The organism is Nitrosospira multiformis, assembly GCF_900111585.1.
Taxonomy (GTDB): Bacteria; Pseudomonadota; Gammaproteobacteria; order Burkholderiales; family Nitrosomonadaceae; genus Nitrosospira; species Nitrosospira multiformis_B.
Genome location: NZ_FOHI01000004.1, coordinates 35,848 through 61,058, shown reverse-complemented (window position 1 = coordinate 61,058; position 25,211 = coordinate 35,848). Strand labels below are relative to the sequence as shown.

Here is a 25,211-nt window from a genome sequence, read left to right as displayed (position 1 = left end):
TTTCTGAATCCGAACGTCGCTGGAGGCAACTTGTCTATCAGACGACGATATTATGCCAATGACCCGATGTACTTATCCACAGCGGCGAATTCCGATTCGAAAGATGGCAATAGCTCATTCAACCGTGTCATGTCACCCGCCTTGCCCGCCTGTTCCATCTGAGCGCACAACTCACCCAATTGCAATGCGCCTACCGAGCGAGCCGAGGACTTAAGCTTGTGTGCGATACCGCCGGCTGTTTTCGCATCACTGGCCTGACACGCTGCTCGCAACTCCTCTGCTGTTTTTCGTGCACTCACCCGAAAATCCTGGAGGAATTCACTGATCACGGCAGGGTCGTTACCTACGAGCTGTTCAAGGATATGGACATCGACAGGTTTTGCCGCAACCGTAGATAGAGCGGGGGCACCGGTAGTAGCAGATTCCCCGGACGTAGCGGGTGCAACAGGTATGGCCGTGGCGGAAGGTGCAGGCGCAGTAGAGCTTGGTGGAGCCAGTTCGAGCAATTCAGTGCTGCTGCCGGGAGAAGGAAGCCACTTCTGTAGCACCGCTTTCAAATGCGAGAGCTGCACCGGCTTGCTCAAATAGTCATCCATACCCACCGCACGGCAATGTTCAGCTTCACCCTTGAGTGCATTGGCCGTAATGGCAATAATCGGCTTGCGCGCAGCACCTTGCTCCCCCTCCTTGACACGAATTGCTGCGGTCAATTGATACCCATCGATTTCCGGCATGTGCAAATCTGTCAGCAGCAATGCATAGTTGCCGCTTTCCCAGCGTTTGAGTGCCTCCCCTCCATCCTTTGCAATATCCGCCGCATAACCCAACAGAGAAAGCTGCTGCCGGATCACTTTCTGGTTGATTTCGCTGTCTTCGGCGACAAGGATAAGTCTGCCTTCACCGAGCGCCTTTTCTCGCGACGGCAATGCCACCGCCTTCACCTCCTCGGAGGGGGGCGCGGGTAATTCCTCCTGCAGTCTTCCGGCGGCGAGTGCGACTGCCCGCAGGAAGGCGTCACGGTGCATGACATCGCCATCCAATGTAACGGTATCGACCTCTTCGGTACGCTCATGCCGCCTGCGCCCGCGACGAATGACGACAAAGCGGGGCTCAATATCAGGCTCGTGATGACCGTGCTCGAGGACTACGAAATGTGGATCCAGGTCAGGACGGGAACGGAAGGCGGCACGCAATTCTTCAAGCGGGGGGGTTTCATGCCCGGCATCTATGACCAGCAACCACAGGCCCGGCGGAAGTACCTCGATTCGCTTGAGGGCAGCTGGCAAATCGATCACTCGCTCTGCAACCGCTCCGCTGTATCTCAGATACACGGCCAGATCATCCGCCAAACCTTTTTCAGCACCGAGTACTAGGCAGGAAATGCCGGTGAGATCGATAACCTTATCTTCCATGTGCGAGGAAGGAATGAGGTCAAACGTCAACCGTACCGTGAAAACCGACCCTTCGCCCGGGGCACTCTGAACCCGGATACTACCTTCCATCAATTCCACCAGATGATGAGTAATCGCCAGACCCAGCCCGGTTCCACCGTATCGCCGGGTGGTGGATGTATCTCCTTGGGTAAAAGAGGTGAAAAGCCGAGATTGCACCTCCTCGTTCATGCCTATGCCATTATCGGCTATCTCGAACTCCACTGTTACCGCGTTCTCGCCGTGCTCAACGAGCAGCGCGCGCACCGACACCCGCCCCGGCTCCTGCAATCCACTCGAAAACTTGATGGCGTTATTGGCAAGATTAACGAGCACCTGGCGTAGTCGCAGTGCATCACCCAGGACTTCTTCAGGTATCGCCGGGTCGAGAAACAGGGTAAGTTCCACAGCCTTCCTGGCAGCCAGGCTTTCAAGCATGGCACATGCTTTTTCCACGACCTTTTCCACGGACATCGGGGCCTGCTCGATTTCCAGTCTGCCTGCCTCGATTTTTGAAAAATCCAGGATATCCTCGATGATTTCCAGCAGGGCGAAAGCCGACTCACGGATGAGATCGACCATTTCCATCTGATAACCGCTCAGGCTGGTTTGCTGCAGTACGTCCGCCATGCCGATCACGCCGTTCATGGGGGTGCGTATTTCGTGGCTCATGGCCGCAAGAAAAATCGATTTTGCCTGATTGGCCTGCTCCGCATCATGGCGAGCCTGCTCAAGATCCTTCAGAATGCGACTCCTGTCGCTGATGTCGATTGCAGAAGGAATTATTTTAACGACTTGGCCTTTGGCGTCCCGGACCGGCACCAGCATACAATCAGCTGTCATTAGACCACCATTGGCAATGCGCATCTCAATGTCACGGCGGACGATTTCCCCGGCTCGCGCCCGCCTGATATCTTCCCGGAGTTGTTGCTGCACCTCGGGCTTGTAGGAGAACCATCCGGTGTCGGACAGACACTTGCCGATAACATCCTCGCTGCGCAGGCCGCCTACCTCCAGTGCGGTACGGTTGATTTCCACCAAGACACCATCAGGAGTCATTTCGCCCACAAGCGCCGCCAGGTTGTCCACGATGGCCCGAAAACGCTGTTCACTGTTGCGCAAAGCCTGCTCGACCCGCTTGCGTTCGCGGATATCGCGTAGCACGCCGGTAAAATAACGTTTCCCTCCGACGAAATACTCACTGACCGCAACATATAGGTCGATGAGTTCGCCATTCTTGTGCCGGCCTTCGACTTCGCGGCCCATGCCGATGTTATGCACACCCTCGACTTCCAGCGACAGAATGTGGTCGAATTCACACCGACCCCTCCCGGTCCGGTAGTATCTCTCAACATATCCCTCATGACCGCTGCGGAAAGGTTCGGGCATCAGAATGGAAATGGGTTGACCGATTACTTCCTCCCGGGTGTAACCGAAGAGTTTTTCGATAACGGGATTGACCGAGCGTATTATGCTTTTGTCGTCGATCGTAATGATGCAGTCCACCATGTGCTCCACGATCGAACGCATTTCTTCTTCTTTGCTGACAAGCACCGCATTCGCCTGCTCCAAGTCAGCTGTACGTTTGGCAACACGGTTTTCGAGGTTCTGGTTGAGCTGGCGCAAATCTTTTTCGGCTACGTCACGCTGACGATCGCTGGCGGTCAGGCGCTCAGTCATCGTATTGAAGGTGCTGGCCAGCTGACCGATTTCATCCCATCCTGCAACGGGAACTCGCTGCCTTAGATTTCCAGCGGCAATATGCTGCGCACTGTGACTGAGATTTTTCAGCGTGGTGACTACGCGTCGGCTGAACAACAAAGCGCCCAGCATAGCGGCAATCAGGGTGAGGCCCAGCACTATCAAACTGTAGTTGCGTACTCTGGGAACAAAGGCGAACACTTCCTCCGCATCCATCTTGACCTCAATGCCCCAGTTCATGCGCGGCAGGTAGCGCCAGGCAGCCACGACCTCCTTGGCCCGATAGTCCGTCTTCAATCCTCCTCCTCGCTCCCCATGCAACCCGCTCTGGATCGCAATGGAAAATGGTGGAGTGGCGAGAGGTATCTTGTATTGCAGCGCCGCGTTCGGCTCATGCTTGAGTGGCGCGATGACTAGTGCGGTGCGATCGTTGAGAAGGCGCGTTACGACCGTTTCACCGCTCGCTCCCAGTCCCACGTTGTCGGTCACTACCTCAAACACGCGTTCGCTGTAGATCTGCAGCGCCAGCACGCCTTCCAGCTTTCCCTGAACAATAATAGGCAATGCCATGAAGGCCGCAATTGCGCCTTTTGAGGGCGGGTAGTATTCGAAATCCGAGACGCCTCCCTGCAAGGTATTGAGTGCAGCACGCACAACCCAGGCAAAACCGCTGTTTCGATACGGACCCGTGATCAAACTCGTCGCAAAATCCGATTCATGGGCCTGGCTGTAGACGACTTCGCCTTGGGGAGAGATGAGGAACAGATCGTAATATCCGGCATCCTCCACAAAGCGCTTGAAGTGTTCGCGATAAAATGCATCCAGTTGCCGATAGGCATTGGAGTCCACCCCGCTCTGCACGTACACCCGACCGAAGTCCTGCATAGCCATGCGTGTCGTACTGGTTGTCTGGATCACCCTCGCGTCCAGCAAACGCTCGCGCAGATAGCTGTCGATCTGTTCCGCTTTCATGTCAGCGATCCCTGACACCTGTTGAATCGCGGCCTTTTCCGCCTCCGTCTCAAAGGTACGCAACAGCGCATAACCAATGATCAGGATAGGCAGCAGGGAAACGACCACAAACCAGACAGCAAAACGCTGTGTAAGTGAGGTAAAGCGTATCATCGTTTCACCTCGCCGGCCCTCTGGAGTTACTCCCGGATTTTTCCATGAACTGCGTTGTTTGCAGCATTGCAGGCGTGTTCAGCACCTTCTCCAGCAGGATGTTCCACTCTTCACGCGACCGATAGGACGGGAACGGCGATGGTTCCAGCGGTCGCGTGGAATCCCACACAATATCGAATTGACCATCTTCCCGCACTTTGCCAACCCGGGCCACTTTCCATACGTGGCGAGTAATCGGATCAAGCGCCACGATCCCCTCCGGAGCAGGAAGGCTTTGACGCAAAATCAATCTTTGTACCTTTGCCAGATTACCTGAGCCCGCCTCGGAAGCAGCCCGAATCCACATGTGTACGTTGACATAGGAGGCTTCTGTCGGACTGTCAATAACAACTTTCTCTCCATAGCGGTCGCGGAACCGCTTGACGAATGCCTGATTCTCCGGTGAGGGAATGGTTTGGAAATAATTCCGGGCAGCGAAGTGTCCCGTCATCGGTATCTTATCCTGTACCGACAGCACTACCTCGGTAACGCTGAACGACAATACAGGGATGCTCTCCGCTGTGATTCCCCTCCTGTTCAACGTTTGAAAGAACCCGGCGTTATAGGCGCCCCCAATCGTGCTCAATATCAGATCGGGCTGTAGATCCACGATATCCTCTACGAGAGGATCCATGTCTTGGGAACCGAGAGGCAGATAATATTCCCCCGATACGATTCCGCCATTTGCTGCCAGAACATCCTTGATAAGAATATTCACGACACGCGAAAAAACATTTTCTGACCCTGCTAGATAGACCCGTTTGCCGCTATGACGTGCATGTTTTCGGTTACCAAGATTTTCCAGGGCCCAGTGCACAGCAGGCATCACCAACTGGTTGGGTACCGCACCTCCGTAGATAATATTCCGGGACTGCTCCATGCCTTCATACCGCAGCGCATAAAACAGCAGGTGATCATGCCGTTCCACTACCGGTTTCACAGCGTTGCGGCAGGTAGAGGTCCAGCAACCGAACAACGCCTCTACTCTCTCTTCGAGAATCAGGCGTTCGGCCTCCCGCGCGCAATGGGCCGCGTCCGACCTGCAATCCGCTACCACAGCTTCAATTTTGTGACCGTGGATGCCTCCTGCGGCATTGGCCTCCTCAACGGCCAACTGTATTGCATCAATCAACGGCTTCTCGCTTGCGGCCAAGACCCCGGAGAGGGAGTGGAGCACACCTATCCTGATGCTCGGCTTACTTCCGGTAAGATACTGCCATACCACCCCCGCCATGATGGCGAGAACGATTAACAGAATCAGGGGAATACCCAGTTTATGGTTGCCCTTCAATGCCACCCTCTCGGTATGAGCCGGAAAATACTGCATCTGATCCCTTCATTGCTATTTCCATCATAGACTTGATAGGAGAATAGCGAAACGTCTTCGGGGAAATTCTGTCTTCGGGGAAATTCTGTTGGACACCAGGTTTTCTGTTTTGAACCTGATTCTCCTCCTTTTGACCTGTATCCCTTTTCTCCGTTCGCCTTGAATCCTTCGGTGTCTCAAGGCACGCTTGTAAGGTGCGAATGGAGCTCAGGATAGGCCCGGCTCAGGATATTCCCCATTCCCTTTGGCAGGCTCAAGATATGCTCGAGGAAGGACTCTCAGGTAAACCGGGGGGGTCGAAGGGGTAGCCTGGAATAGTGGGCGTTGAAGAGGCGTGTTTTGAGCTGTCAGCGCTTCATAAGAACTTTTATATGCGCTGCCACGCTTCGTCCCAGCGCAGCCAACGCATACCCGCCTTCCAGCACCGACACGATACGTTTCCCGGCATAAGCGCAGGCAACCTCTTTGATTTTTTCAGTTACCCACGCATAATCGTCTTCCACCAGATTCAGGGAAGCAAGCTCATCATCGGCATGAGCATCGAAACCAGCGGAAACAAACAACATTTGCGGTTCGAATCTTTCCAGCGCCGGCAGCCAGAATTCATCCACTGCTTTTCGAAATACCTTGCCGTTGCTCCCGGCCGGTAGCGGGATGTTGACCATTCGCTCTGAACGGCCTGCAATGCCGCTATATGGATAGAACGGGTGCTGGAATGTCGAGACCATCATGACGCGCGGGTCGTGCTGAAAGATATCTTCCGTACCATTGCCGTGATGCACGTCGAAGTCCACCACCACGACCCGTTCCAGAGCATGTGTTTCAAGCGCGTGGGCAACCGCTACGGCAATATTGTTAAACAGGCAGAAACCCATCGGGTACCCGCGTTCGGCGTGGTGGCCCGGGGGGCGAATACTGCAAAACGCATTTTCCACCGCCCCTCCAATAACGAGATCAGTTGCAAGGACGACGGCCCCCGCAGCACGATAGGCTGCTTGCAGGCTGTGAGAGTTCATGGCGGTATCCGGATCGAGGTAGACGAAACCTCCCGAAGCCGCGCGGGATGCTGCTGCTTGCAACCTTGCAATATGTTCCTGTGCATGGACACGCTCCAGTTGACCGATAGTCGCTAATGGCGCCTGATAACGTCTCAGTTTATCCATCAGTCCTGAAGCAGACAGCTCGTCCTCGATCGCCTTCAGCCGTGCTGGACTCTCAGGATGATAAAAATCCATTTCGTGCAACAGGCAATCCGGATGGGAAATGAAGGCAGTATGGGAAGCGGGTCGCATGGGCTATCTCTCTTGATGTCGTCTCGTTACCTTTTCCGGGTGTGTTTTCTGCAAATTGAACCCCTGTCCACTCCGTGCTAATCTCATAGCTCAGGAATCCACCGCAGGTTGATAATTCCTTGACAAACCGTCATCGCGCCCGCGGAGGACATTGTCCTGAAGACGCTGTCTAAAACAATAAGGCGTTCAATGTCTCTCTTTCGACAACTATGGTTAGCCGTTATCCTGGTGACCATCACAAGTTTTACCGGTAGCCTTTTTGTAAGTCTGCTTGGCACACGAAGCTATCTGGAGCAACAGCTTCACCGTAAAAACATCGATAGCGCGAATTCTCTCGCATATTCGATTTCCCAACTGCGCAAAGACCCTATCACCATTGGTCTTCAAATCGCTGCATTTTTTGATAGTGGCCAATACCAGGCAATCTCCATCACCTCCGCCGATGGCAAGCTGATCACGGAACGCGTACAGAACAAGATAGAAACGACTGTTCCCGGATGGTTCATTCGTCTCTTTCCAATCAGTGCAGCACCGGGTCAAGCCCAGATATCGGACGCCTTACTGCATTTTGGCGTGATCAAGGTGGTCAGCCAGGCTCAACTCGCGTATCAGGCACTTTGGGAGCAAGCGAAAACCTTGATGCTCTGGTTTCTGGGTGCAGCGATCGTATGCGTGCTGATCGGGGCGATGATATTGCAGCGTATCCACAAACCGCTGGCGGAGATGGTCGAGCAGGCTGATGAGATCATAGAACGTCGCTTTCTCACTATTTCAGAACCCTGCATACCGGAACTGCGCAGTCTGGCGCGTGCCATCAATGACATGATCAGACGCCTGCATAACCGCGGCATCGAAGAAACCAAGCGCCTGGAAGCTTTGCACAAGCGAATAAACTTCGACCCGGTCACAGGCCTGGCCCGGCGGGAGCACTTCATGAACCAGCTTAGCCAGATTTTGATTGGCAGGGAAGAAGGCCATGAAATAGAACAGAAATCCGCAGCTGCCAGCGAAGCAGCGCGGGAGACGGTCCAGGATGGGGCCAGGGAGGGAGAATATCACCCTATGGGTGAACACGGCGAAGTTGTCCTGCACGAGGAAAAGACTCTCGCTTCAATTGCAACTGTTGCAGACACGGCCACGGGACAGATACAAGGCAGGCGGGGAATTTTTTTCCTCATACGCATCAATAATCTGGAAGAGATCAACCGCAAACTCGGCAGAGCTGGCGCAAACGAACTGCTTCATCGGGTTGGTTCACTGATCGGCGGCATCACCGGGGAATTCGAGGAAATCACATCTTCTCCGCCGCTTGCTGCACGCCTGAATGGCTCGGATTTCGCGCTTCTTGCTCCTGATATCCGTAATGCGGCAAAATTTGCCAGGCGCTTGTCTGAGGAGCTCTCAGCGCTCCCGCTGCGTGACGGTGACAAGATCACTGATTTCTGTCATATCGGAGCCGTGCCCTATCAACGCGGCGATACGCTCAGCGAGCTTCTTTCCAGAGCAGATGCAGCCCTGGCCACGGCGGAGCAGACCGGAGCAAACGCCTGGCATCTCGCGGCCCCGTCATCAAGGCAGGCTTCTCCAGTCTCCCTCAATATCTCCGACTGGCGCCACATTTTCAGTGATGCCTTGACTGCCAACCGCTTCGTGCTGGCTTTCTATCCTGTTATCGATCCCACTGGCGCAGTCCTGCACCAGGAAGGCGTTGCACGCATGCAAGCTCAACCGGAAGGCGGGTGGCTGGAGGCATCCGACTTTATCAGCATCGCCGCTCGTCTGAATATCACGGGCCCCATTGACGTAGCAGTATTGCGTCACGCACTGGAATTCCTTCAATCGAATACCGGCGAGGTGGCGGTTGATTTATCGATTGAAACAGTCGCGAACCATCGTTTCCGCAATAAACTTGACGCACTGCTGCGTCCGCATCCCGAACTGTGCCGGCGACTCTGGATCGAAGTGTCGGAGTATGGGGCTTTTCGCAAGTTTGAAGCCTTTCGCGATTTTTGCCACATTTTTAGGCAGTTGGGTTGTCACGTTGGTATCAAGGATTTCGCCCGCCATCTCGACAGTATTCAAAGTCTCGCCGGGGCTGGGCTAAGCTATCTTAAAGTAACCGACAGGTTCATTCACCGCATTAATCAGAATAAAACCAACCAGAAATTCCTGAAAAATCTGTGCGAGCAAGCCCACGCCTTGGGTATGAAAGTGATCGCGCTGGGCGTCCAAAATGAAGCCGAGCGAAAAGCATTGATAAAACTGGGTTTCGACGGTCTAAGCGGCAGAGCCATAAAATAGCTTTTTGATTCAAAAGTACGGCATTGTGAACGGGGACATTGAGCCTTGCAGCGTCCAATGTGAACGTAATCCTTTCCCCGGAGCGGCGTATACCTGCAGTCGCCACAAAGCTCATCTTTGGAAGGCTTTTCAGTTTCAACGCTATCCGTTCACATATCTTGTGATACAAACATGCTATGCCTATAAATTAATTCCGTATAAGAACGTAGTTCAGGAATAAAACCAAAAAAATAAAGGAGACACAATGACTATCCATCAATGGAAGTTTTTCCGGGCAGGTGGTTTTGATCAGGTACAAATTGATACCGGAGCCGACCTGCTGGCATTAAAAGACCTGGATCAGAAATTGTGGGTAGCGTTGAGTTGTCCCACACGCGGCATAGAGTTTGACACGAAAACACTCGACCTGATCGACCATGACGATGACGGGCGTGTGCACGCAAATGAGGTGCTCGCCGCGATCGCGTGGGCAGCCAAACTGCTGAGGAACCCGGATCTGCTGGTCAATGGCTCCGGTAGTGTTGCCCTGGCGGATATAGACAACAGCACAGACGAGGGGCAGCAGGTGCTGGCATCGGCACAATACATCTTGAGCAGCCTTGGCAAGCCTGACGCGCCCGAAATTTCTCTTGCCGATATGGCTGACATTGAGAAGTTTGTCGCAGGACTGGATTTCAATGGCGATGGGGTAATCACTGCAAGTCAGATTCCCGATGCGGCACTGCGTGCAACCGTGGAAGACATCATGAAGTGCCGTGGATCAGCAACCGACGTAAGCGGGAAGCCAGGCATCGATCGGGAAATCAGCGACGCGTTCTTTGCCGAAGTTGCGGCCTATTCCGCCTGGCAAGCCAAGGGAGAAAGTGACGGCGATATCAGCTTCCTGGGAGACAAAACGCAGGCAGCAGCGGCGGCCTTCCACGCGGTCAAAGAAAAAATCGATGATTACTTCACGCGCTGCCGACTGGCTGCCTATGACATACGCTCAGCCGTGCCCCTGAGCCGCTCCGCTGACGACTACAAAGGCATTGCCGCGCAAACATTGTCGGCAAAAAGCGGAGATATCGCCAGTTTTCCTCTGGCCACCGTGGAGCCGGAAAAACCTCTGCCATTAATGGCAGGAATCAATCCTGCCTGGCAGGAAGAAATCGATGTATTCCGCAGCCTGGTCGTCGTACCATCACTCGGCGAGAAAGAAAACTTATTGGCTTCGGAATGGAAAGCATTATGCGACAGATTTGCAGCATTTGAAGCTTGGCAGGCAAACAAGCCTGCCTGCTCTGCCGAACCTCTTGGAGACGCACGCTTGCGCGAAATTTCCACCGGGGAGCACAAGGAGGAGATCGGCAGGCTGATCAGCCAGGATAAAGCGGTAGAAGAGGAAGTAAAGGCAATCCATTCGGTGGAAAAACTGCTGCGCTACAACCGTGACCTGTTCAATCTGGTCAATAATTTCGTATCCTTCCGCAGCTTTTATACGGGCAGGGATAGAGCACTCTTCCAGTTGGGAACACTGTACCTCGACGGGCGAAGCTGTGATCTGTGCGTAACGGTGGACGACATTGCCAAGCATGCGGAGTTTGCAAGCATGAGCGGAATCTATCTGGCGTATTGCGACTGTATCCGTAAGGGTGGCACCGAGAAAATGAGTATCGCAGCCGCCTTTACCGCCGGCGATTCCGATTTCCTGATGGTCGGGCGGAACGGCATTTTCTATGATCGAAAAGGCCAGGATTGGGATGCCACGATCGTGCGAATCATCGACCATCCCATCAGCATTCGTCAGGCTTTCTGGTCCCCCTACAAAAAGCTGGTGAAATTCATCAATGAGCAACTGGAAAAAATAGCTAGCCGGAAAGCTGCCGAGGCGGATGAAAAACTGACTGCGGCGGCAGCAGGAGTCGGCGGAACGCCGACTCCCGGTACCCCTCCACCGCCCTCCGCGCAACCATTCGATGTAGGCAAATTCGCCGGAATATTTGCAGCGATAGGACTGGCCCTTGGCGCAATCGGGGGGGTCATTGCTTCCATTGTCACGGGTATACTGGGACTTGAATTCTGGCAGATACCGCTCGCGATCATCGGCCTGATATTGCTGATTTCCGGCCCCGCTATGCTGGTCGCATGGTTCAAGCTGAAAAAACGCAACCTTGGACCGGTTCTGGACGCAAATGGATGGGCCATCAATGCGCGTGCACGCATCAATATTCCGTTTGGAACATCACTTACCAAGCTCGCCCGCTTGCCGGAAGGGGCGCGCCGCTCACTGGCGGATCCATACGAGGATAAAAAAACCGTGTGGCCGTTCTATCTTTTGCTCATCGGAATCCTCATTCTCTTGTTCATTATGTGGCAACTAGGAGTTTTTGAATCGCCGCCCATCCGCTAGCCCGGTAATGAAAGTGAAAAATCGCATATCCGACTGCCTGTCCTGAATCTACGCTTGCTTAAGGAGGATAAAAGCCCATGAACACCGATGAACTCAAGTCAGTGGCCGAAGCCATTGTCGCCAGGGGGAAAGGAATTCTGGCAGCGGATGAAAGCAATCCCACCATAAAAAAACGTTTTGCTTCGATCGGCGTTGAATCCACGGAGGAAAACCGGCGCCGCTACCGGGAGTTACTTTTCACTGCCGAAGGCATCGAACGCCATATCAGCGGTGTCATTCTGTATGATGAAACGATACGGCAGAGTTCGAAGCACGGTGTACCGTTTCCGCAGGTACTGTCGGAGCGGGGAATCATACCGGGCATCAAAGTGGATAAGGGCGCGAAGCCGCTAGCGCTGCAACCTGGGAACAAAATCACCGAAGGATTGGACGGCTTGCGCGACCGGCTGGTGGAGTACAAACAGTTGGGTGCAAAATTTGCCAAATGGCGGGCAGTCATGGAAATCGATGAGCACGCGCTTCCTTCTGTCTATGCCATCCGCGCAAACTGTCATGCCCTGGCTCGCTATGCAGCCCTCTGTCAGGAAGCCGGCCTCGTGCCCATTGTGGAACCGGAAGTTCTGATGGATGGTGCGCACGATATCGGACGGTGCGAAAGCATCACTTCCGCCATGCTCGAGACTTTGTTCGAAGAACTCGACGCCCATGGCGTAGTGTTCGAAGGGGCCCTGCTCAAGCCCAATATGGTCATTCCGGGAAAGAAATGCGCACTCCAGGTCAGTTCTCAGCAAGTTGTGGAAGCAACGATTCGCTGCCTGCGCCGTTATGTCCCGGCGGCAGTACCGGGGATCGTGTTTCTCTCGGGCGGTCAAAGCCCCGAGGAAGCGACCGATAATCTGAATGCCATGAACGCCATGAGGGGAAACTGCCCCTGGCAACTCAGCTTTTCTTATGGCCGCGCGCTCCAGGAACCGGTTCTTGCAGCCTGGAAGGGAGAGGAAAAAAATGTGGCTGAAGCACAGCGCGCGTTTTCCAGACGTTCCCAGTTAAATGGCTTGGCGCGGGAAGGGCTTTATAACCCCTCGATGGAAGATAGCTGAACTTGCGGACACGGGTGTAAGCTATGGGTGTTTATGCATTAACGGCGGTGGGCGCAGGTGCGGCGCTGGGCGCCTGGTTACGCTGGTGGTTTGGGATGACATTAAACCCCCTGTTTCCGACCCTTCCCCTGGGTACTCTCGCCGCTAACCTGACCGGAGGTTATCTTATCGGCGTCGCGATCGAGTATTTTCATCACAACAGCTTTCTCCCGCCCGAGGCCAGGCTGTTTGCCATCACCGGCTTTCTTGGCGGATTGACAACCTTCTCCACCTTTTCGGCGGAAACCGTTACGCTGCTCTTGCGTGGTCAATATGCCTGGACGTTTGTCATCATATTTTCACACCTGACTGGCTCCCTCGTGATGACTATACTGGGAATAATGACAGTCAAATGGCTTGCCCAGCATTGAAAGAGGATTTTCCAAATCCGGCCGGAAGAATGATACAGGGAATGAGAGGAGCAAACGGAGGAGGATATGCAAGGGGTCTTTCTCAAATTCTACGTAAGCGAGTACCGCGAGCATAATGGCATACTGCTGTACGAGTGGCTGCTGGAACGCGCAAAAAAAAGCGGCTTTAACGGCGGTACCGCAACCCGCGCCTTGGCCGGTTTCGGTCGCCATGGCGTATTGCACACGGAAACCTTTCTTGAACTGGCGGCGGATCTTCCGGTAGAAGTCAGCTTCGTACTCAGTAAAAAAGAAGCCGAAGACTTCATGCATCTGCTGCAAGCGGAAAACATCGACCTTTTTTACGTCAATTTTCCGGTCGAGTATGGTTTTTTGCCGGAGTAAGTGTAAGTGTTGCCGCAGACAATATACAGAAGCGGCAATACATCAGCATCACCCCCTAAAAGTAAGTTGAATTGCACTCTATCTGATTCCAGATTTTCCTGCATATTCCTGCTCACCACTTGGTCATGCTGTTCGATCTGCCATTCCTATCAGACATTCTCACTTTTACAGGCACTATGCGCAATTGATCTGCAATGACAGAAACATTGTTGTTGCGCCCGCCGAGTTCCCTTGAAGCGCTTAAAACCGGTATTCGATCTGTGACAACTCCGCCTTCGATTGATAAGGCATGCACGGCGATAATGTGGAATATCGGCTGTTGTTTTCGCCCTTGCTGCCTGGCCGTTGCTTACTGCTCTTTAGATGCAGTGATAAAAAGAGGCGAGATGCTCTCCTTGCTGCCCACCTTGTCTGAATCCCCTCCTCTTCCCCATACCAGCCCTATCACCAGCGCAACAATTATGATTTTTATACGCATAGCGGACATCTCAAAAGGAATGATAAGGTTATAAAGTTGCAAAAAAAGCCCGGCGCAGGAGGCCTGCGGCCGGGCGCGGTGGCGTTTTGCTTCTACTACTGATTACATGTACATGACTTTTACTTCTACCTCGTTTACTGCTACTGGAGAAGCTACCTGCTTCCGATCCACTCTTGCTTCCCCGGTTTGCATACTACCAGCTTGAACGACTTTGCCTATTGGACCAAAGTACAACCCTCGGGTATAGCTACGTTTATATCTTCAGGACATACCTTCGGGACGATAGGTTTCCAGTCAAGGTGGGTGAAGGCATCGCATACGTCCTGTCATTACCGGTTTCCAGGCCCCTCTGCCCAGGGCCCAGGCATCAATCACTGGATTGGCTGCACGCATTCAGCATTTGCGGGCGTTTGTGCTATACATAATTGCAACTGCCGACTCCGCAACTCGCTATGGCGCGGCCTTGAAACCGGTCAACCGCCGCTTGCCCCGCCAACTGAAAGGTTCATCACATGGCGGAACAACAGGATGAGAAGCCAAAACTGCCACTCGCCGGAATCTTTGCGCTATTCGCGATGGTCAGCAGCTTTCTCATCTATCAGGAAATCTCGCTCCAGACTTTCCGGCCCATCAGCAAGGGAGTCAGTTCCCATGTTTTCATGGAAGAGGGAATTGTCCAGTCGCGGCTCTGGCAGGACCCATTCGAGGCGGTAGAAGCACATCAGTCGGGTGAAACGAAAATACCGAAGGAGGCGGACGAAGAAATCGATGGGCCGCATCAACTCGCCCGGCTTGTCGAAGTTCTCGCAAAATCCGGCGTCTCCTCCCAGCTCCGCATCCTGCCGGTGTTCGTGGATGGAAGTCCGTACTCCAGCGGCGCGGAAACCAGGCTCAATGATCGTTACGCGGTGATATCCGCCCTGGGCGCAGCAGGATACACGCCGGAATCGGGCGAATACATCCGTTTTTTCATCTGGAATCGCGCAGAAGAGAGCAAGCAGAACGGGCAGCAAGAGATGGCAGCAACCCGATCTGTCGTCATTCCTGCCGAGCTATTCATCCCCAAGGAAAAACTGGAAAGCAAAAAACATATATTAGTCATATGGCTGAAAGCGCAGGATTTCGGCCGTAATCCGTTCACCTCCTTGAGCGAGTTGATGACGCACCTCGACAGCAGCTTCGGGAAATATCAGATAAATCTGACATATGACGTTCTAGGTCCCCGGTTCTCCACTGGCCTGCGCGCAATGGTGCAAGAGGTAAAAGACAAGTTAGGCGAAGAGGCAAGGCAATCCGGCGGGCAGTGCCCTTCCCCCGACCCACCATTCGATGCATTGAGGAGCGTTCGGTTTTATTCACCCTGGGCGACGGCAGAAGATACGTTCCTGCTTGACGATTCGCCCTACCCGGATAAAAGCAAAGCGGAAAAAGAAGCAGCGGAAGCAATCGACAAACTCTGCAGCTGTCCCGATAGAACACTTGCCGGCAATGGGGGTGACGGACGAACGGAAACTGCAGAAAATCTGCCGATTGTGGAGCGCCTGTTTTCGTGCGCAGGTATTAAAAACTTCAGCAGGACGATTGGCACAGATGCAGTACTGGCCGAGCACCTGGTTCAGGAACTGAACCGTCGTCAACTCAAGTTGAAGAACTGTTCGGGAACCAAGTTCGGAAAAGATACAAAAGAATCGTGCGAATTCAAGGTGGCGCTGATTTCAGAGTGGGATACGCTGTATGGACGGGCCCTCCCACGTACTTTTGTAGGGGTAGCGTCAAATGAAACCGGTTCCGGCAAATCCGGCCCTGAGCTGGAGACGGAAATAAATAAGCTGCGGAGAGATGAATGGCCGGAATGGGTGTCGCACCACTCGTATCTTGCAGGGCTTGACGGTGAACTGCCGGCATCGCAAGGCAGCAAAACGGAAGGCAGGAGCAGCGATAAGGATACAGAGGGTGTTCTGGCCAAAGGCAAAGCATGGTACGAAGGACGGTCGGCGACGAACAAGGGAAGTGCGAACCAAAGACCCGAGGGCCGCAGCCAGATCGATTATCTCGTCAGACTGTCGGCGGCGCTGAAACAGGAGGAAGCGAAGGATGGGAAATTCAAGGCAATCGGCGTCCTGGGAGGTGATGTATACGACAAGCTTCTGATCCTTCAAGCACTCCGTCCGCAGTTTCCAAGCGCCATATTTTTCACGACCGACCTCAATGCCAGGCTCGCCTATCCTGCCCAGTGGGAATTTACCCACAATCTTGTCATCGCCTCACATTTTGGATTGAAGTTGCAACCCGAACTGCAAATACCCATTCCCCCATTTAGAGATAGTTATCAGACATCCCTGTTCTATGCCGCTTTGATGGCGCTCGGACATCTCGCCCCTGTTCATGCAGATAAAACGAATTGCCCCGATTGCGTCAGGCTGAACACAGAAGTGAATAAAGAAAACAGGGATGGCAAGCCGGATAATTTTTTTGCAAATACAGGAACCAGGCTGTATGAGATCGGAAGGACCGGAGCGTTCGATATCAGCATTGATCCGCAGGGACCTTCCGCAGCTTATGAAAGCATCCATCCGACCCGCCCAGACCTGGATGCCTATTTCGACACGCAACGAAACCTCAGGTGGCTGGCGGAAGCGTTCGCCGCGATCATCATTCTCATTCTGGGCATCATACTGATCAGTACCAAGGTAGCCGATTTTTTTCATAACCTTGCCCTGATGAAATTATTCTGGGCAGGTTTGGTGGTTGCAGTCGGTGCATGCTACAGCCTGGTCAAATGGGTACCCTGGAAGGCGCTTGATGTCGCAGGAAGTGAGCCCTTCGTGCTCACCGAAGGGATCAGCGCATGGCCAACAGCAGCGATTCGCCTGCTCGCACTGGTCATGAGCCTGCTCTTTTTATGGTATTCATGGCGGAAGATGAAAAATAACGAAAATGTTCTGACGCATGAACTGGATCTCGAAGATAAAGGTACAAGTTTTACCAATACTTCCCTATGTGACCCCGAAAAAGACGCCAGTTACAAGAGGCTCCCGTTCAGGATCTTTTCCCACGCTATTCGACGCATCCTGGGCCTGCATGTCTGGCGTCCACAAAGTACTGACGAGATCGATGCTGTTCGCCTCTGGCGAGAATATGTCTCCCTTGGCGCTCTGAAAAATTTCGCAATCCGGGGCCTGACGCAGCTGGTTGTCGCATTAAGTTTCGCCTGGCTGATAATGATGCTGTTCGGTTTTCCAAATACGCCCTGCCGGGGTGCGGGCTGTTTCCTGATAAGCAATAGCCTCCTCATCATGAGCGGCACGGCGATGATGACACTGATATTTTATGTAGTGGATGCCACAAGGTTATGCCGGCGCTGGGTCAATTGCATTGCCACGAATAAAATCCATTGGCCCGCCGGCACGCTCGGGAGAATAGCCAGCAAGAGCGGCATCAACAAAGAGAATCTGGATGAATGGCTGGGCATCGAACTGATTGCCGAACGCACGACTGTCATCGGCAATTTCGTCTATTTCCCGTTTATCATCGTTGTTCTTCTAATCATCGGGCGCCATGGTTATATCGATAACTGGGGGTTTCCTGCCTCGCTGGTCATTATCTTCTCCCTCAATGCGATACTCGTTGTCGGGAATGCGCTGGCGTTGCGAAGATCGGCCGAAAAAGCCCGGCGCGAGGCCATCAGGCGTCTGGAGAGCAGGCTGATCCAGCTATCCGGCCAGACACCGGAAGAAATAAAGCAGAGGCAGCAGATCGAGTGGTCAATTCACACGATCAAAAATAACAAAAGGGGGGCCTTCCTCCCCTTCACACAGCACCCGATATTCGGGGCGGCGATCGCATTGCCGTCCGGCGGCTATGGACTTCTACTCCTGCTTGAATATTTTGCCACCGGGCAGTAATAGCTCCGGGAGCGGAAGGGATGAAGTGAGATTCCATAGCGGCTTTAACCGGAACTGCCGGGAAAATAGAATCCCCTTTCTCAAGAGCAAAATGGGTTAACAATATGAATAACAGAAAACTCTTGTTTATCCTCGCTCTTCTTCTGCTCACGCCGCTAGTTCACGGGCAGGAGGCTGTTCCACCATCCAGCATTGGCCAGAACCAAAGCATGAACGCCAATGTTAATCCGAAAACTCAGCCTCAGACTCAGCTTCAGTCTCAGTCACAGCGCCTCCTCCTGCCTCAGGCCCAGACTCAACCAGTAGGAGGGCAAGGGGAGTTTCCGCCCAATTCAGTTCCTGTAAAGTTCGAAGGCATCGTCGTTCAGGTTGACCCGCTGGCGGTGAAATCGGTTAACGGGGATGTGCAGACATTTATTCCGTCGCGCCAGGAAGCGCCGGCTGGGCTCAGGGCTGACTGGCCCAATTCAGGCGACCTGGTTTTACTTACCTACGTACCGCGTGCCGGAGGTCATGCGCTCACCGATATCGAGATAGTGGGTAAAACCATTGTCGGCACAATCAAGGAAATCGCGGAGGATGACTCCTGGATCGTTGTACGCACGCAACTGCCGGAGAAGCGGGAATACGAGGTGAACATACCACTCCAGGCAAGCGCCGATTTCAAGCCTCTGGTGTCCGCCATGCGACAGGGCGATGGCATCAGGGCCACATACGTACGCGAAGGTGGCATAAACTCATCCGATGAAACTGCTCAGGTTAGAATCAATCACGTCAGATCGCTCGAGTGGCAGAGCGAGCCCGTCGGACGCGCTGCCCGCTGGGCATCGCTACTCATTGCGATCTTTGTGCTTTTCATCCTTGCGTACATTTTCACCCGGGGACACCCCACTCACCTTTACCTCGGGCGTGATAATCGCTACAGCAGCTCCAAGTTCCAGACTTTCCTCTGGTTCTGGCTGGTCATCAGCGCCTATATCGCCATCGTATCTCATCGCATTGCAGCGGCCGGTTGGAGCTATGTAGGCGGCGTGGATATTCCGCCACATCTGCTCATCCTTTCCGGGATCAGCGTGCTGACATTTGCCGGAGCAAAAGCGATCACAACGGGCAAAGTGGATGAAAAACCTGACCTGAAACAGCCTGCCCCCGAACCCAAGGCCACCGATCTGATATGCGATGATAACAACAGGCCGGATCTTGGAGACTTCCAGATGGTGGCGATCACCATTCTCACGGTAATCATTTATGCCATATCCGCAGTCGAATTCATGGAGAACATCGAGTTCCGCCGCGTGGTTACCATGCCGGACGTGGATGCCACGCTGCTGTCAATATTCGGCTTGGGCCAAGCAGCCTATCTCGGCAAGAAAGCCGCCGGAGAGGAATAACTTCTGGATCGTCAGGCCCAAGTCGAATCAAACAGGGCTCTTAAGAAACAGCTTTTTCCTTGTCCTCCTTTCCCCGGTTTTATCCCGATCTATCCCTTACTCCCCTTGGCAGGAGGTTTGAGTACGCATTCCCCCATATCGAAAGTGAGCCTGTCACCCCCATAATTCCAGATGGCGGTAAAGGGTGCTTTCTTTTCATCTGCGTCACCCTCCATTTCGCTGGTTTTGATGGTCAGGGAGACGACAAGCGGTTTGTTTTTCGGATGAACGACGGGGATCAGTCTGCCGATAGCAGTAGTCGCGCCGCCCGCTTTCACGGTAAAAGCTTTGGTTTTGGCCGAGTAGCAGTTGGTCCAAAGGCAGGCGGACAACTCACCGGTTTTTGCATTATAAAGAAACGACTCCTGGTGCTGAAAATCCTCCGTTACCCGCTCGCACTGATCCGCGGTACATTCATACTTGACGCTCGTTCTGCAATCAAACTCTCCCTTTTGCTGGGCTAAAACTCCCGGAGAGAACAGCAACGATACCAACAGCGTGGGGTACGCAAACGGTGCAAGGTGCCTGGTACAGGAATGAAAGCAGCTATCACGGCTCAGCAATGGTGAATCCCCATTCCCGCAACCGGGATATAAAAGATGGCAGGTCTCTCGCGGTTCCGGCAAGTATATGCATGAGGACATTGAATGAAACCTTGCGGGGCATCTGGGTAAACTGCTCCTCGATGTAGGCTATCTTTTCCTCACCTAATCCCTGGGGGGCTTTCCAATCCTCCGTATCGATATCCCAGGTGACGATAGCGAGTGACAACTCCTCGGCTACCCGGACAAGCTCTGGATCGAGGTGGCCGCGAAAACCGCCCGCACCATAAGGCGGCCGAATTTTGGTGGGCCGGACCCCGCTGACTTCTTCGATAATATCCTGCGTTCGTTCAAGTTCGCGGCGCACCTCCTCCTCCGTCTCCTGCGCGAGATTTGGGTGGCTCCAGGAGTGATTCTGGATATCATGCCCCTGATCGACAATCATTCTTGTTGCCTCGGGAAATTGCCTGACTTCGTCGCCAAGAACGTAAAACTCCGCCTTGATGTCATTTTCGCGCAGCGTTCCCAGAATGCTTTCCAGCGCACTTACAGGCCCCGGTCCATCGTCAAAAGAAAGGACTATCCGTTTTTCGTCACCGAGCATGTTTCCCCTCCTGATAATACTGATGGCCGCCTTGAATTCTTCAAGCTCCTTGTCTCAAGCCCTCGACGTGCGGAATTTTCCTGCTATATTATCGATATAGACGATATTTTCAGGTCCTGCCCGTCTTTTAGCCATCAGACCGGAACCGGCGATGCTCAATCAAACGTCATGATCTTCAGCCCGCACGGCTATAGGAATGACCAAACCGGTCACATTACGATCTTTTATAAGGAGAGATGACATGGGCCAGTATCAAATTGCTGTAGTGGTGGGCAGTCTTCGCCGCGACTCATTCAATCGCAAACTGGCTGATGCCCTGATAAAGCTGGCTCCACCGGAATTTACATTCAAGCACCTGAACATCGGGGACCTGCCGCTATACAACCAAGACGACGATGAAAATCAGGCCGAATCGGTCAAACGGTTGAAGGCTGAAATCGCCAGAGCCCAAGGCCTGCTGTTCGTCACACCTGAATATAACCGCTCCATGCCGGGCGTGCTCAAGAACGCACTCGATCATGCCTCCCGTCCCTATGGGCAGAATGCATGGGCAGGCAAACCGGGGGGAGTGATCGGCGCTTCCATTGGCTCTATCGGCACAGCCATAGCGCAGCAGCACTTGCGCAACTCCCTGGCCTACCTGGACGTTCCCACTCTGGGCCAGCCGGAAGCGTTTATACATGTAAAAGAAGGGCTTTTTGACAAGGATGGGAACATCGGCAATGAAGACAGCAGGAAATTCCTGCAGAACTGGATGAATCGCTATGTCGATTGGGTCAAAAGGCATGCCGTCTGATTATGACATTTTCATTTTTCATTTCTATTTCTTATTGGGAAAAATGACGGGTAGCACTCAGATATCGAGACATATCTTGCCAATGTGTCGATTGATTTCCTGATAGCGAAAAGCCTCCACAAGTTCTTCCAGTGGGAAATGACGATCGATTGTCGGCCGCAACCCGGTAGCTTCGATTGCCCGGATCATCTCGACTTGGTGACGGCGGCTGCCCACGACCAGCCCTGAAGGCGCAATTGCCGTGTCAACACAGAGAGTAACGGCAGCGTTCCTGTCATACCTGACAGGATGCCGATTATCGCGATGTGGCCGCCGATGCGCGCTGCTACCATCGACTGAGCCAGCGTGGCGGGACCTCCCACTTCAATCACATGGTCGACCCCGCGTCCCGCTGTCAATTCACGTACCAGATCTCCCCAGTTTTCATGTTTCCGGTAATTGATGAGATGATCTGCGCCAAGCGTTTCCAGGCGGGCAAGTTTCTCGTCGCTGGAAGAGGTTGCTATTACCGTTGCTCCCGCTACCTTCGCGAATTGCAAGGCGAATACTGAAACTCCGCCGGTTCCCTGAATCAATACCGTTTCGCCTGGCTTCAATGGACCGTCTACCATCAGTGCCCGCCACGCTGTTAAACCCGCGCACGCAAGAGTCGCCGCCTCAGCGTGGCTATAACCCTTCGGGGCACGAGTGAAACCGGTAGCAGGCATGGTCACTTGCTGGCACGCAAAACCGTCAATGCCATCCCCCGGAACGGTGCCCATGTCGTCAGTCTCGGGTTGTCCTTCCTGCCACCTTGGAAAGAAGGTACTGACAACATGGTCACCTATTGCAAATTCGTTAACGCCTTCACCCACGGCGATAACCTCGCCCGCCCCGTCGGACATTGGAATACGCGGCACCGCGGGTGGCCACATCCCGCTTACCACTGCATAATCATGGTAGTTCAATGAACTTGCGCGAATTCTGACAGTAATCTCGCCTGCTTTCGGCGTCATTGATTCGCATGTACCCAGCGTTACACGATCAAATCCTCCACCCGGTTGCACATAGACTGCCTTGTTGGTCATCGCTCGCCTCTCATTCCAAACGTGCTTTGGAGTCCAAAGAATGTTTAGTATATATACTTGATCCCGGACAGATAACCATTAACACCCTATCGAGAAAAAGTTTCTTCGCCGTAGAGATTCCGGTTTTCTTACGATTACTAAATGCGAAACCCGTTTTTTCTGTAATGAACAAGGAAATAATTCATGGACTCAAAACCGATCAACAATACGATCAACATAATTAGCTCGAAAGATTTATTCACCCGCATCAACTGGCTCGAGCAGGAACTCAATTATCGGTGCTCCGATGAATACTCTGAAGAACTGAAGGCGTTGCAAGTATTTGTCAAAAACGTTGATGCCGCTGCCTCCGTCTCAACCTACGACAAAGGATCGAACCTCATTCGCAACAGTTACTTCGAGGATTATAGAAAAGTGCTGGAAGGGAAGAATGCAAAAGCTGTGCGCCTCGTCCCGGTTGATTTCGACGGTGTGATTTACTGGCTGCAGCTGTAAGAACGAGGCTCTCACTCTGATCACCCTGAGCCTATCGAAGTGATTCAAAAAATCGTCACCCTGGCTCTGTCAAAGGGCATGAACCCCTCGTCCCCCCTTTACCCGAACAAGACTTCCACTCTGTAAGAGGGAGGGTCGTCCCTGAGACCTGTCGGGAGATCGAAGAATCCACGGTGCTCCAACCCTTCGACAACCTCAGGACAGGCTTGCTGAACGGTATTCTGCTAAAGCCTAAATGTGCCTCAACGTACAGAACGGCAGGAAAGGTTTCTCTATCCTGTTTTAAAGCCAATATTCAGGCTTTCATCAGGAGATAAAGATGGATAACGAACGAATTATAAGCATGTTGAACAATCTCATCGAGATCTCGCGCGATGGCGCAGAAGGCTTCAAAACTTGCGCGGATGATATCGACGATCCCGAGTTGAAGATGTATCTTCGAAACCGGGCACAGAGCTGCGAGGAGGCGGTGCGTGATTTAAGTGTAGAGGTCAGGCGTTACGGCGGAGATCCCGATACAGGCGGCACCGCTACCGGCACATTGCATCGCATGTGGGTTGACTTGAAGACGGCAATCACCAGCAACGATAACCTGGCAGTGCTTGAAGAATGCGAGCGGGGCGAAGCCGCTGCCGTGATGGCCTACGACAACGCCCTCAGAGAAGAAATGCCGCTCGATCTGCGCGCGCTGCTTGACAGGCAATACGAAGGTGTTAAAAGAAATCATGATCGCGTCCGCCATCTGCGCGATGCAGCGCGGCATGGCATCAAAGCGATTTGAGAATGTAGTTCGTACAGCTCACTTTTTTAGCCTGCGAGTGGAGAGAAAGCTGTCCAATAGCCAGGGTGTAATGGGCGAGGAGGTGTCTCCTCTGTCCGGCGATCGATCTCCCGGTATGGAACTCCACCATCATCCGGGAAATCGGTTCCCTATCTTCCCTGTCGAGCCTCGCTACTTCGATACGCGGTATAAGGAAATCTTGCTTTTATCCTGTTTTTCCAGGGTAGCCGTATTGCCATCGGCATTCAGGTTAAAGGAGCTTGCACCGGTTTCCGAAAAGCCAGCACACCCGTTGGTGTCATAGGTAAACCCTTTAATGCTCAAGGCCTTGCTCCCGGCATCGTACGTGTACGAGGCGAACTCGACACCGGGTCCGCAATTTTCGGCATGCTCCGGATTGCCGACCGGATCGACCATCATGAACTTTCCATTGGAAAAGAAAAAGTAAGTCTGGGTCTTGATATTCGTTTGGTCTGCCGCCCACGTCCCAATGATGCCTTTCGGTTCATTTTCCATGGCTGAATAGCGGCTTTCCTTGATCTCCGTCTTGATCGGCTCCTTCTCCGAACTGATCTCCAGGGTTCCCGCGATGTGGAAAAGCTCTCCAAACAGACTTGCCTGTTTCTTCTCTCTTTGAACCGTCACGATATCCGAATTAATCAGGTCGGAACCGTCCGTGCGTACCCGCACTGTTGCCCGGGGATTGGATAATCCAGCCTGAAGATTGGTATCGATTACCGGCTTGCTCACGAATTTGAATCCCCTGGTATCAAATTCTGATACACCTGCCACCCCGTACTCCACACCCGCCTTGCTGACCAGTTTACCGCCACAAACGCGGTTGGCATCACAGGAATCGTCCGGCGTGGCTTCACCGTTCAGGTACTCGCCCCCTCCGCTGGTGGAAATACGGATTACAGAGGCGGACGTACCATCATGTTTGACCCAGATGCTGGAACTCAGCATGGGAATGCCTTGTGAAAGGAAATGTGCCCTGGCCTGATTCGCCGTCTTCACAGCACCGCTCACGCCTCCCGCCTCCCTGGCCTTCTGCAATTCAGCAGAAGCTGCAAAGGCAGCCGGATCGCTATCCAGATTGATGGAAGTCGCGACAGCGGCCGCGGCACTGGGAGGAATGGAGATACCATTATCGGGATTGCCGTCGATATCGAGCGATTGCAGCAGAATAAGCAGGTTTTGCAGTTTATTCGCGCTTTCTCCCGCCAATTCCATGGGAGTGATGATACCTGCTCCCTTCACTTTCCCCAGAGCCAAGCCCCCCAGCTTGAACTCCACAGTATCGCCATGGCTGTATTTGAAGATTCCGTTTTCATCCGTATTGGCGGCAGCCCCCGATGACGCAGCATAACCTACACCACTTACCGCGGTGTCCAGCAGTCTGCCCGTAGTCGGGCCTGTTCCGGTTTTCCCCCCACCGCCGCTGCTGCCGCCTGTTGCCGGTCCGCTTCCATTACCGCATGCGGCGATGCTCAACGCCAATGCAAGTGGCATGAGATGAGCCCAGGAAATGGCTCTTTTATTCTGATTGAACTCCATCTTCGATTGATCCATTCGATTTGAACAAACGCGCTATCATATCAAACTATAGCGCGAC

Annotated in this window: 18 protein-coding genes; 10 read left to right on the top strand and 8 right to left on the bottom strand. The window is 53.3% G+C overall.

Going from position 1 to position 25,211, the window contains the following annotated elements; all coding sequences use genetic code 11:
- Window positions 1-50: 50 nt before the first annotated feature.
- From BMW46_RS07570 to BMW46_RS07560, 3 genes are all read right to left on the bottom strand, one after another.
- A complete protein-coding gene (locus BMW46_RS07570; protein WP_074706805.1) occupies window positions 51-4,256 on the bottom strand; it encodes a PAS domain S-box protein in 4,206 nt (1,401 codons plus the stop codon).
- Between the two features lie 4 nt (window positions 4,257-4,260).
- On the bottom strand, window positions 4,261-5,622 hold the full coding sequence (locus tag BMW46_RS07565) for an ABC transporter substrate-binding protein (RefSeq protein ID WP_256376996.1): 1,362 nt from the start codon (window positions 5,620-5,622) through the stop codon (window positions 4,261-4,263).
- A 347-nt stretch (window positions 5,623-5,969) separates the two neighbouring features.
- Window positions 5,970-6,914: a histone deacetylase family protein gene (locus tag BMW46_RS07560; RefSeq protein WP_074706803.1), complete on the bottom strand. Its 945-nt coding sequence runs from the start codon at window positions 6,912-6,914 to the stop codon at window positions 5,970-5,972.
- 189 nt (window positions 6,915-7,103) lie between these two features.
- Between BMW46_RS07560 and BMW46_RS07555 the strand changes: the two genes are divergently transcribed.
- The 7 genes from BMW46_RS07555 to BMW46_RS07525 all read left to right on the top strand — a co-directional run bounded on the left by BMW46_RS07555 (window position 7,104) and on the right by BMW46_RS07525 (window position 19,272).
- Window positions 7,104-9,215, top strand: coding sequence for a bifunctional diguanylate cyclase/phosphodiesterase (locus BMW46_RS07555; protein WP_074706800.1), 2,112 nt, complete (start codon window positions 7,104-7,106; stop codon window positions 9,213-9,215).
- Window positions 9,216-9,459: 244 nt separating this feature from the next.
- Window positions 9,460-11,604: a hypothetical protein gene (locus BMW46_RS07550; RefSeq protein ID WP_074706797.1), complete on the top strand. Its 2,145-nt coding sequence runs from the start codon at window positions 9,460-9,462 to the stop codon at window positions 11,602-11,604.
- Window positions 11,605-11,681: 77 nt separating this feature from the next.
- Window positions 11,682-12,704 (top strand): class I fructose-bisphosphate aldolase, encoded by a 1,023-nt coding sequence (locus tag BMW46_RS07545; protein ID WP_074706795.1) that lies wholly within the window; start codon window positions 11,682-11,684, stop codon window positions 12,702-12,704.
- 23 nt (window positions 12,705-12,727) lie between these two features.
- On the top strand, window positions 12,728-13,114 hold the full coding sequence (crcB, locus tag BMW46_RS07540; protein WP_074706792.1) for a fluoride efflux transporter CrcB: 387 nt from the start codon (window positions 12,728-12,730) through the stop codon (window positions 13,112-13,114).
- Window positions 13,115-13,180: 66 nt separating this feature from the next.
- The gene (locus BMW46_RS07535) at window positions 13,181-13,498 is read left to right on the top strand and encodes a DUF190 domain-containing protein (protein WP_011380895.1); all 318 of its coding nucleotides are present in this window, start codon (window positions 13,181-13,183) and stop codon (window positions 13,496-13,498) included.
- A gap of 990 nt (window positions 13,499-14,488) precedes the next feature.
- The gene (locus BMW46_RS07530; protein ID WP_074706790.1) at window positions 14,489-17,881 is read left to right on the top strand and encodes a hypothetical protein; all 3,393 of its coding nucleotides are present in this window, start codon (window positions 14,489-14,491) and stop codon (window positions 17,879-17,881) included.
- 104 nt (window positions 17,882-17,985) lie between these two features.
- Window positions 17,986-19,272: a hypothetical protein gene (locus BMW46_RS07525; RefSeq protein WP_074706788.1), complete on the top strand. Its 1,287-nt coding sequence runs from the start codon at window positions 17,986-17,988 to the stop codon at window positions 19,270-19,272.
- An 89-nt stretch (window positions 19,273-19,361) separates the two neighbouring features.
- Here BMW46_RS07525 and BMW46_RS07520 read toward each other — a convergent pair whose 3' ends face one another.
- On the bottom strand, window positions 19,362-19,874 hold the full coding sequence (locus BMW46_RS07520; RefSeq protein ID WP_074706786.1) for a hypothetical protein: 513 nt from the start codon (window positions 19,872-19,874) through the stop codon (window positions 19,362-19,364).
- Window positions 19,861-20,457 (bottom strand): polysaccharide deacetylase family protein, encoded by a 597-nt coding sequence (locus BMW46_RS07515; protein ID WP_074706783.1) that lies wholly within the window; start codon window positions 20,455-20,457, stop codon window positions 19,861-19,863. Before BMW46_RS07515 ends, BMW46_RS07520 begins: the two co-directional genes overlap by 14 nt.
- A 241-nt stretch (window positions 20,458-20,698) precedes the next feature.
- On the opposite strand from BMW46_RS07515, the gene BMW46_RS07510 reads away from it, so the two are divergent.
- Window positions 20,699-21,253, top strand: coding sequence for an NADPH-dependent FMN reductase (locus tag BMW46_RS07510; protein WP_074706781.1), 555 nt, complete (start codon window positions 20,699-20,701; stop codon window positions 21,251-21,253).
- A 57-nt stretch (window positions 21,254-21,310) separates the two neighbouring features.
- On the opposite strand, the gene BMW46_RS15795 is transcribed toward BMW46_RS07510, so the two are convergent.
- Together BMW46_RS15795 and BMW46_RS07505 are read right to left on the bottom strand one after the other, a co-directional pair.
- Window positions 21,311-21,442, bottom strand: coding sequence for a zinc-binding dehydrogenase (locus BMW46_RS15795; RefSeq protein ID WP_256376995.1), 132 nt, complete (start codon window positions 21,440-21,442; stop codon window positions 21,311-21,313).
- Complete coding sequence (locus tag BMW46_RS07505; protein WP_256376994.1) at window positions 21,439-22,320, bottom strand: zinc-dependent alcohol dehydrogenase family protein; 882 nt, start codon at window positions 22,318-22,320, stop codon at window positions 21,439-21,441. The genes BMW46_RS15795 and BMW46_RS07505 overlap by 4 nt, the downstream gene beginning before the upstream one ends.
- 183 nt (window positions 22,321-22,503) lie before the next feature.
- Between BMW46_RS07505 and BMW46_RS07500 the strand changes: the two genes are divergently transcribed.
- The gene (locus BMW46_RS07500) at window positions 22,504-22,815 is read left to right on the top strand and encodes a hypothetical protein (protein WP_074706778.1); all 312 of its coding nucleotides are present in this window, start codon (window positions 22,504-22,506) and stop codon (window positions 22,813-22,815) included.
- Window positions 22,816-23,134: 319 nt separating this feature from the next.
- Window positions 23,135-23,596 carry a ferritin-like domain-containing protein gene (locus BMW46_RS07495; RefSeq protein ID WP_074706776.1) on the top strand — a complete coding sequence of 154 codons (462 nt, stop codon included), beginning with the start codon at window positions 23,135-23,137 and terminating at the stop codon, window positions 23,594-23,596.
- A 171-nt stretch (window positions 23,597-23,767) separates the two neighbouring features.
- Here BMW46_RS07495 and BMW46_RS07490 read toward each other — a convergent pair whose 3' ends face one another.
- Window positions 23,768-25,168, bottom strand: a complete 1,401-nt coding sequence (locus BMW46_RS07490) for an adhesin (protein WP_081355725.1) — start codon at window positions 25,166-25,168, stop codon at window positions 23,768-23,770.
- Between the last annotated feature and the right edge of the window lie 43 nt (window positions 25,169-25,211).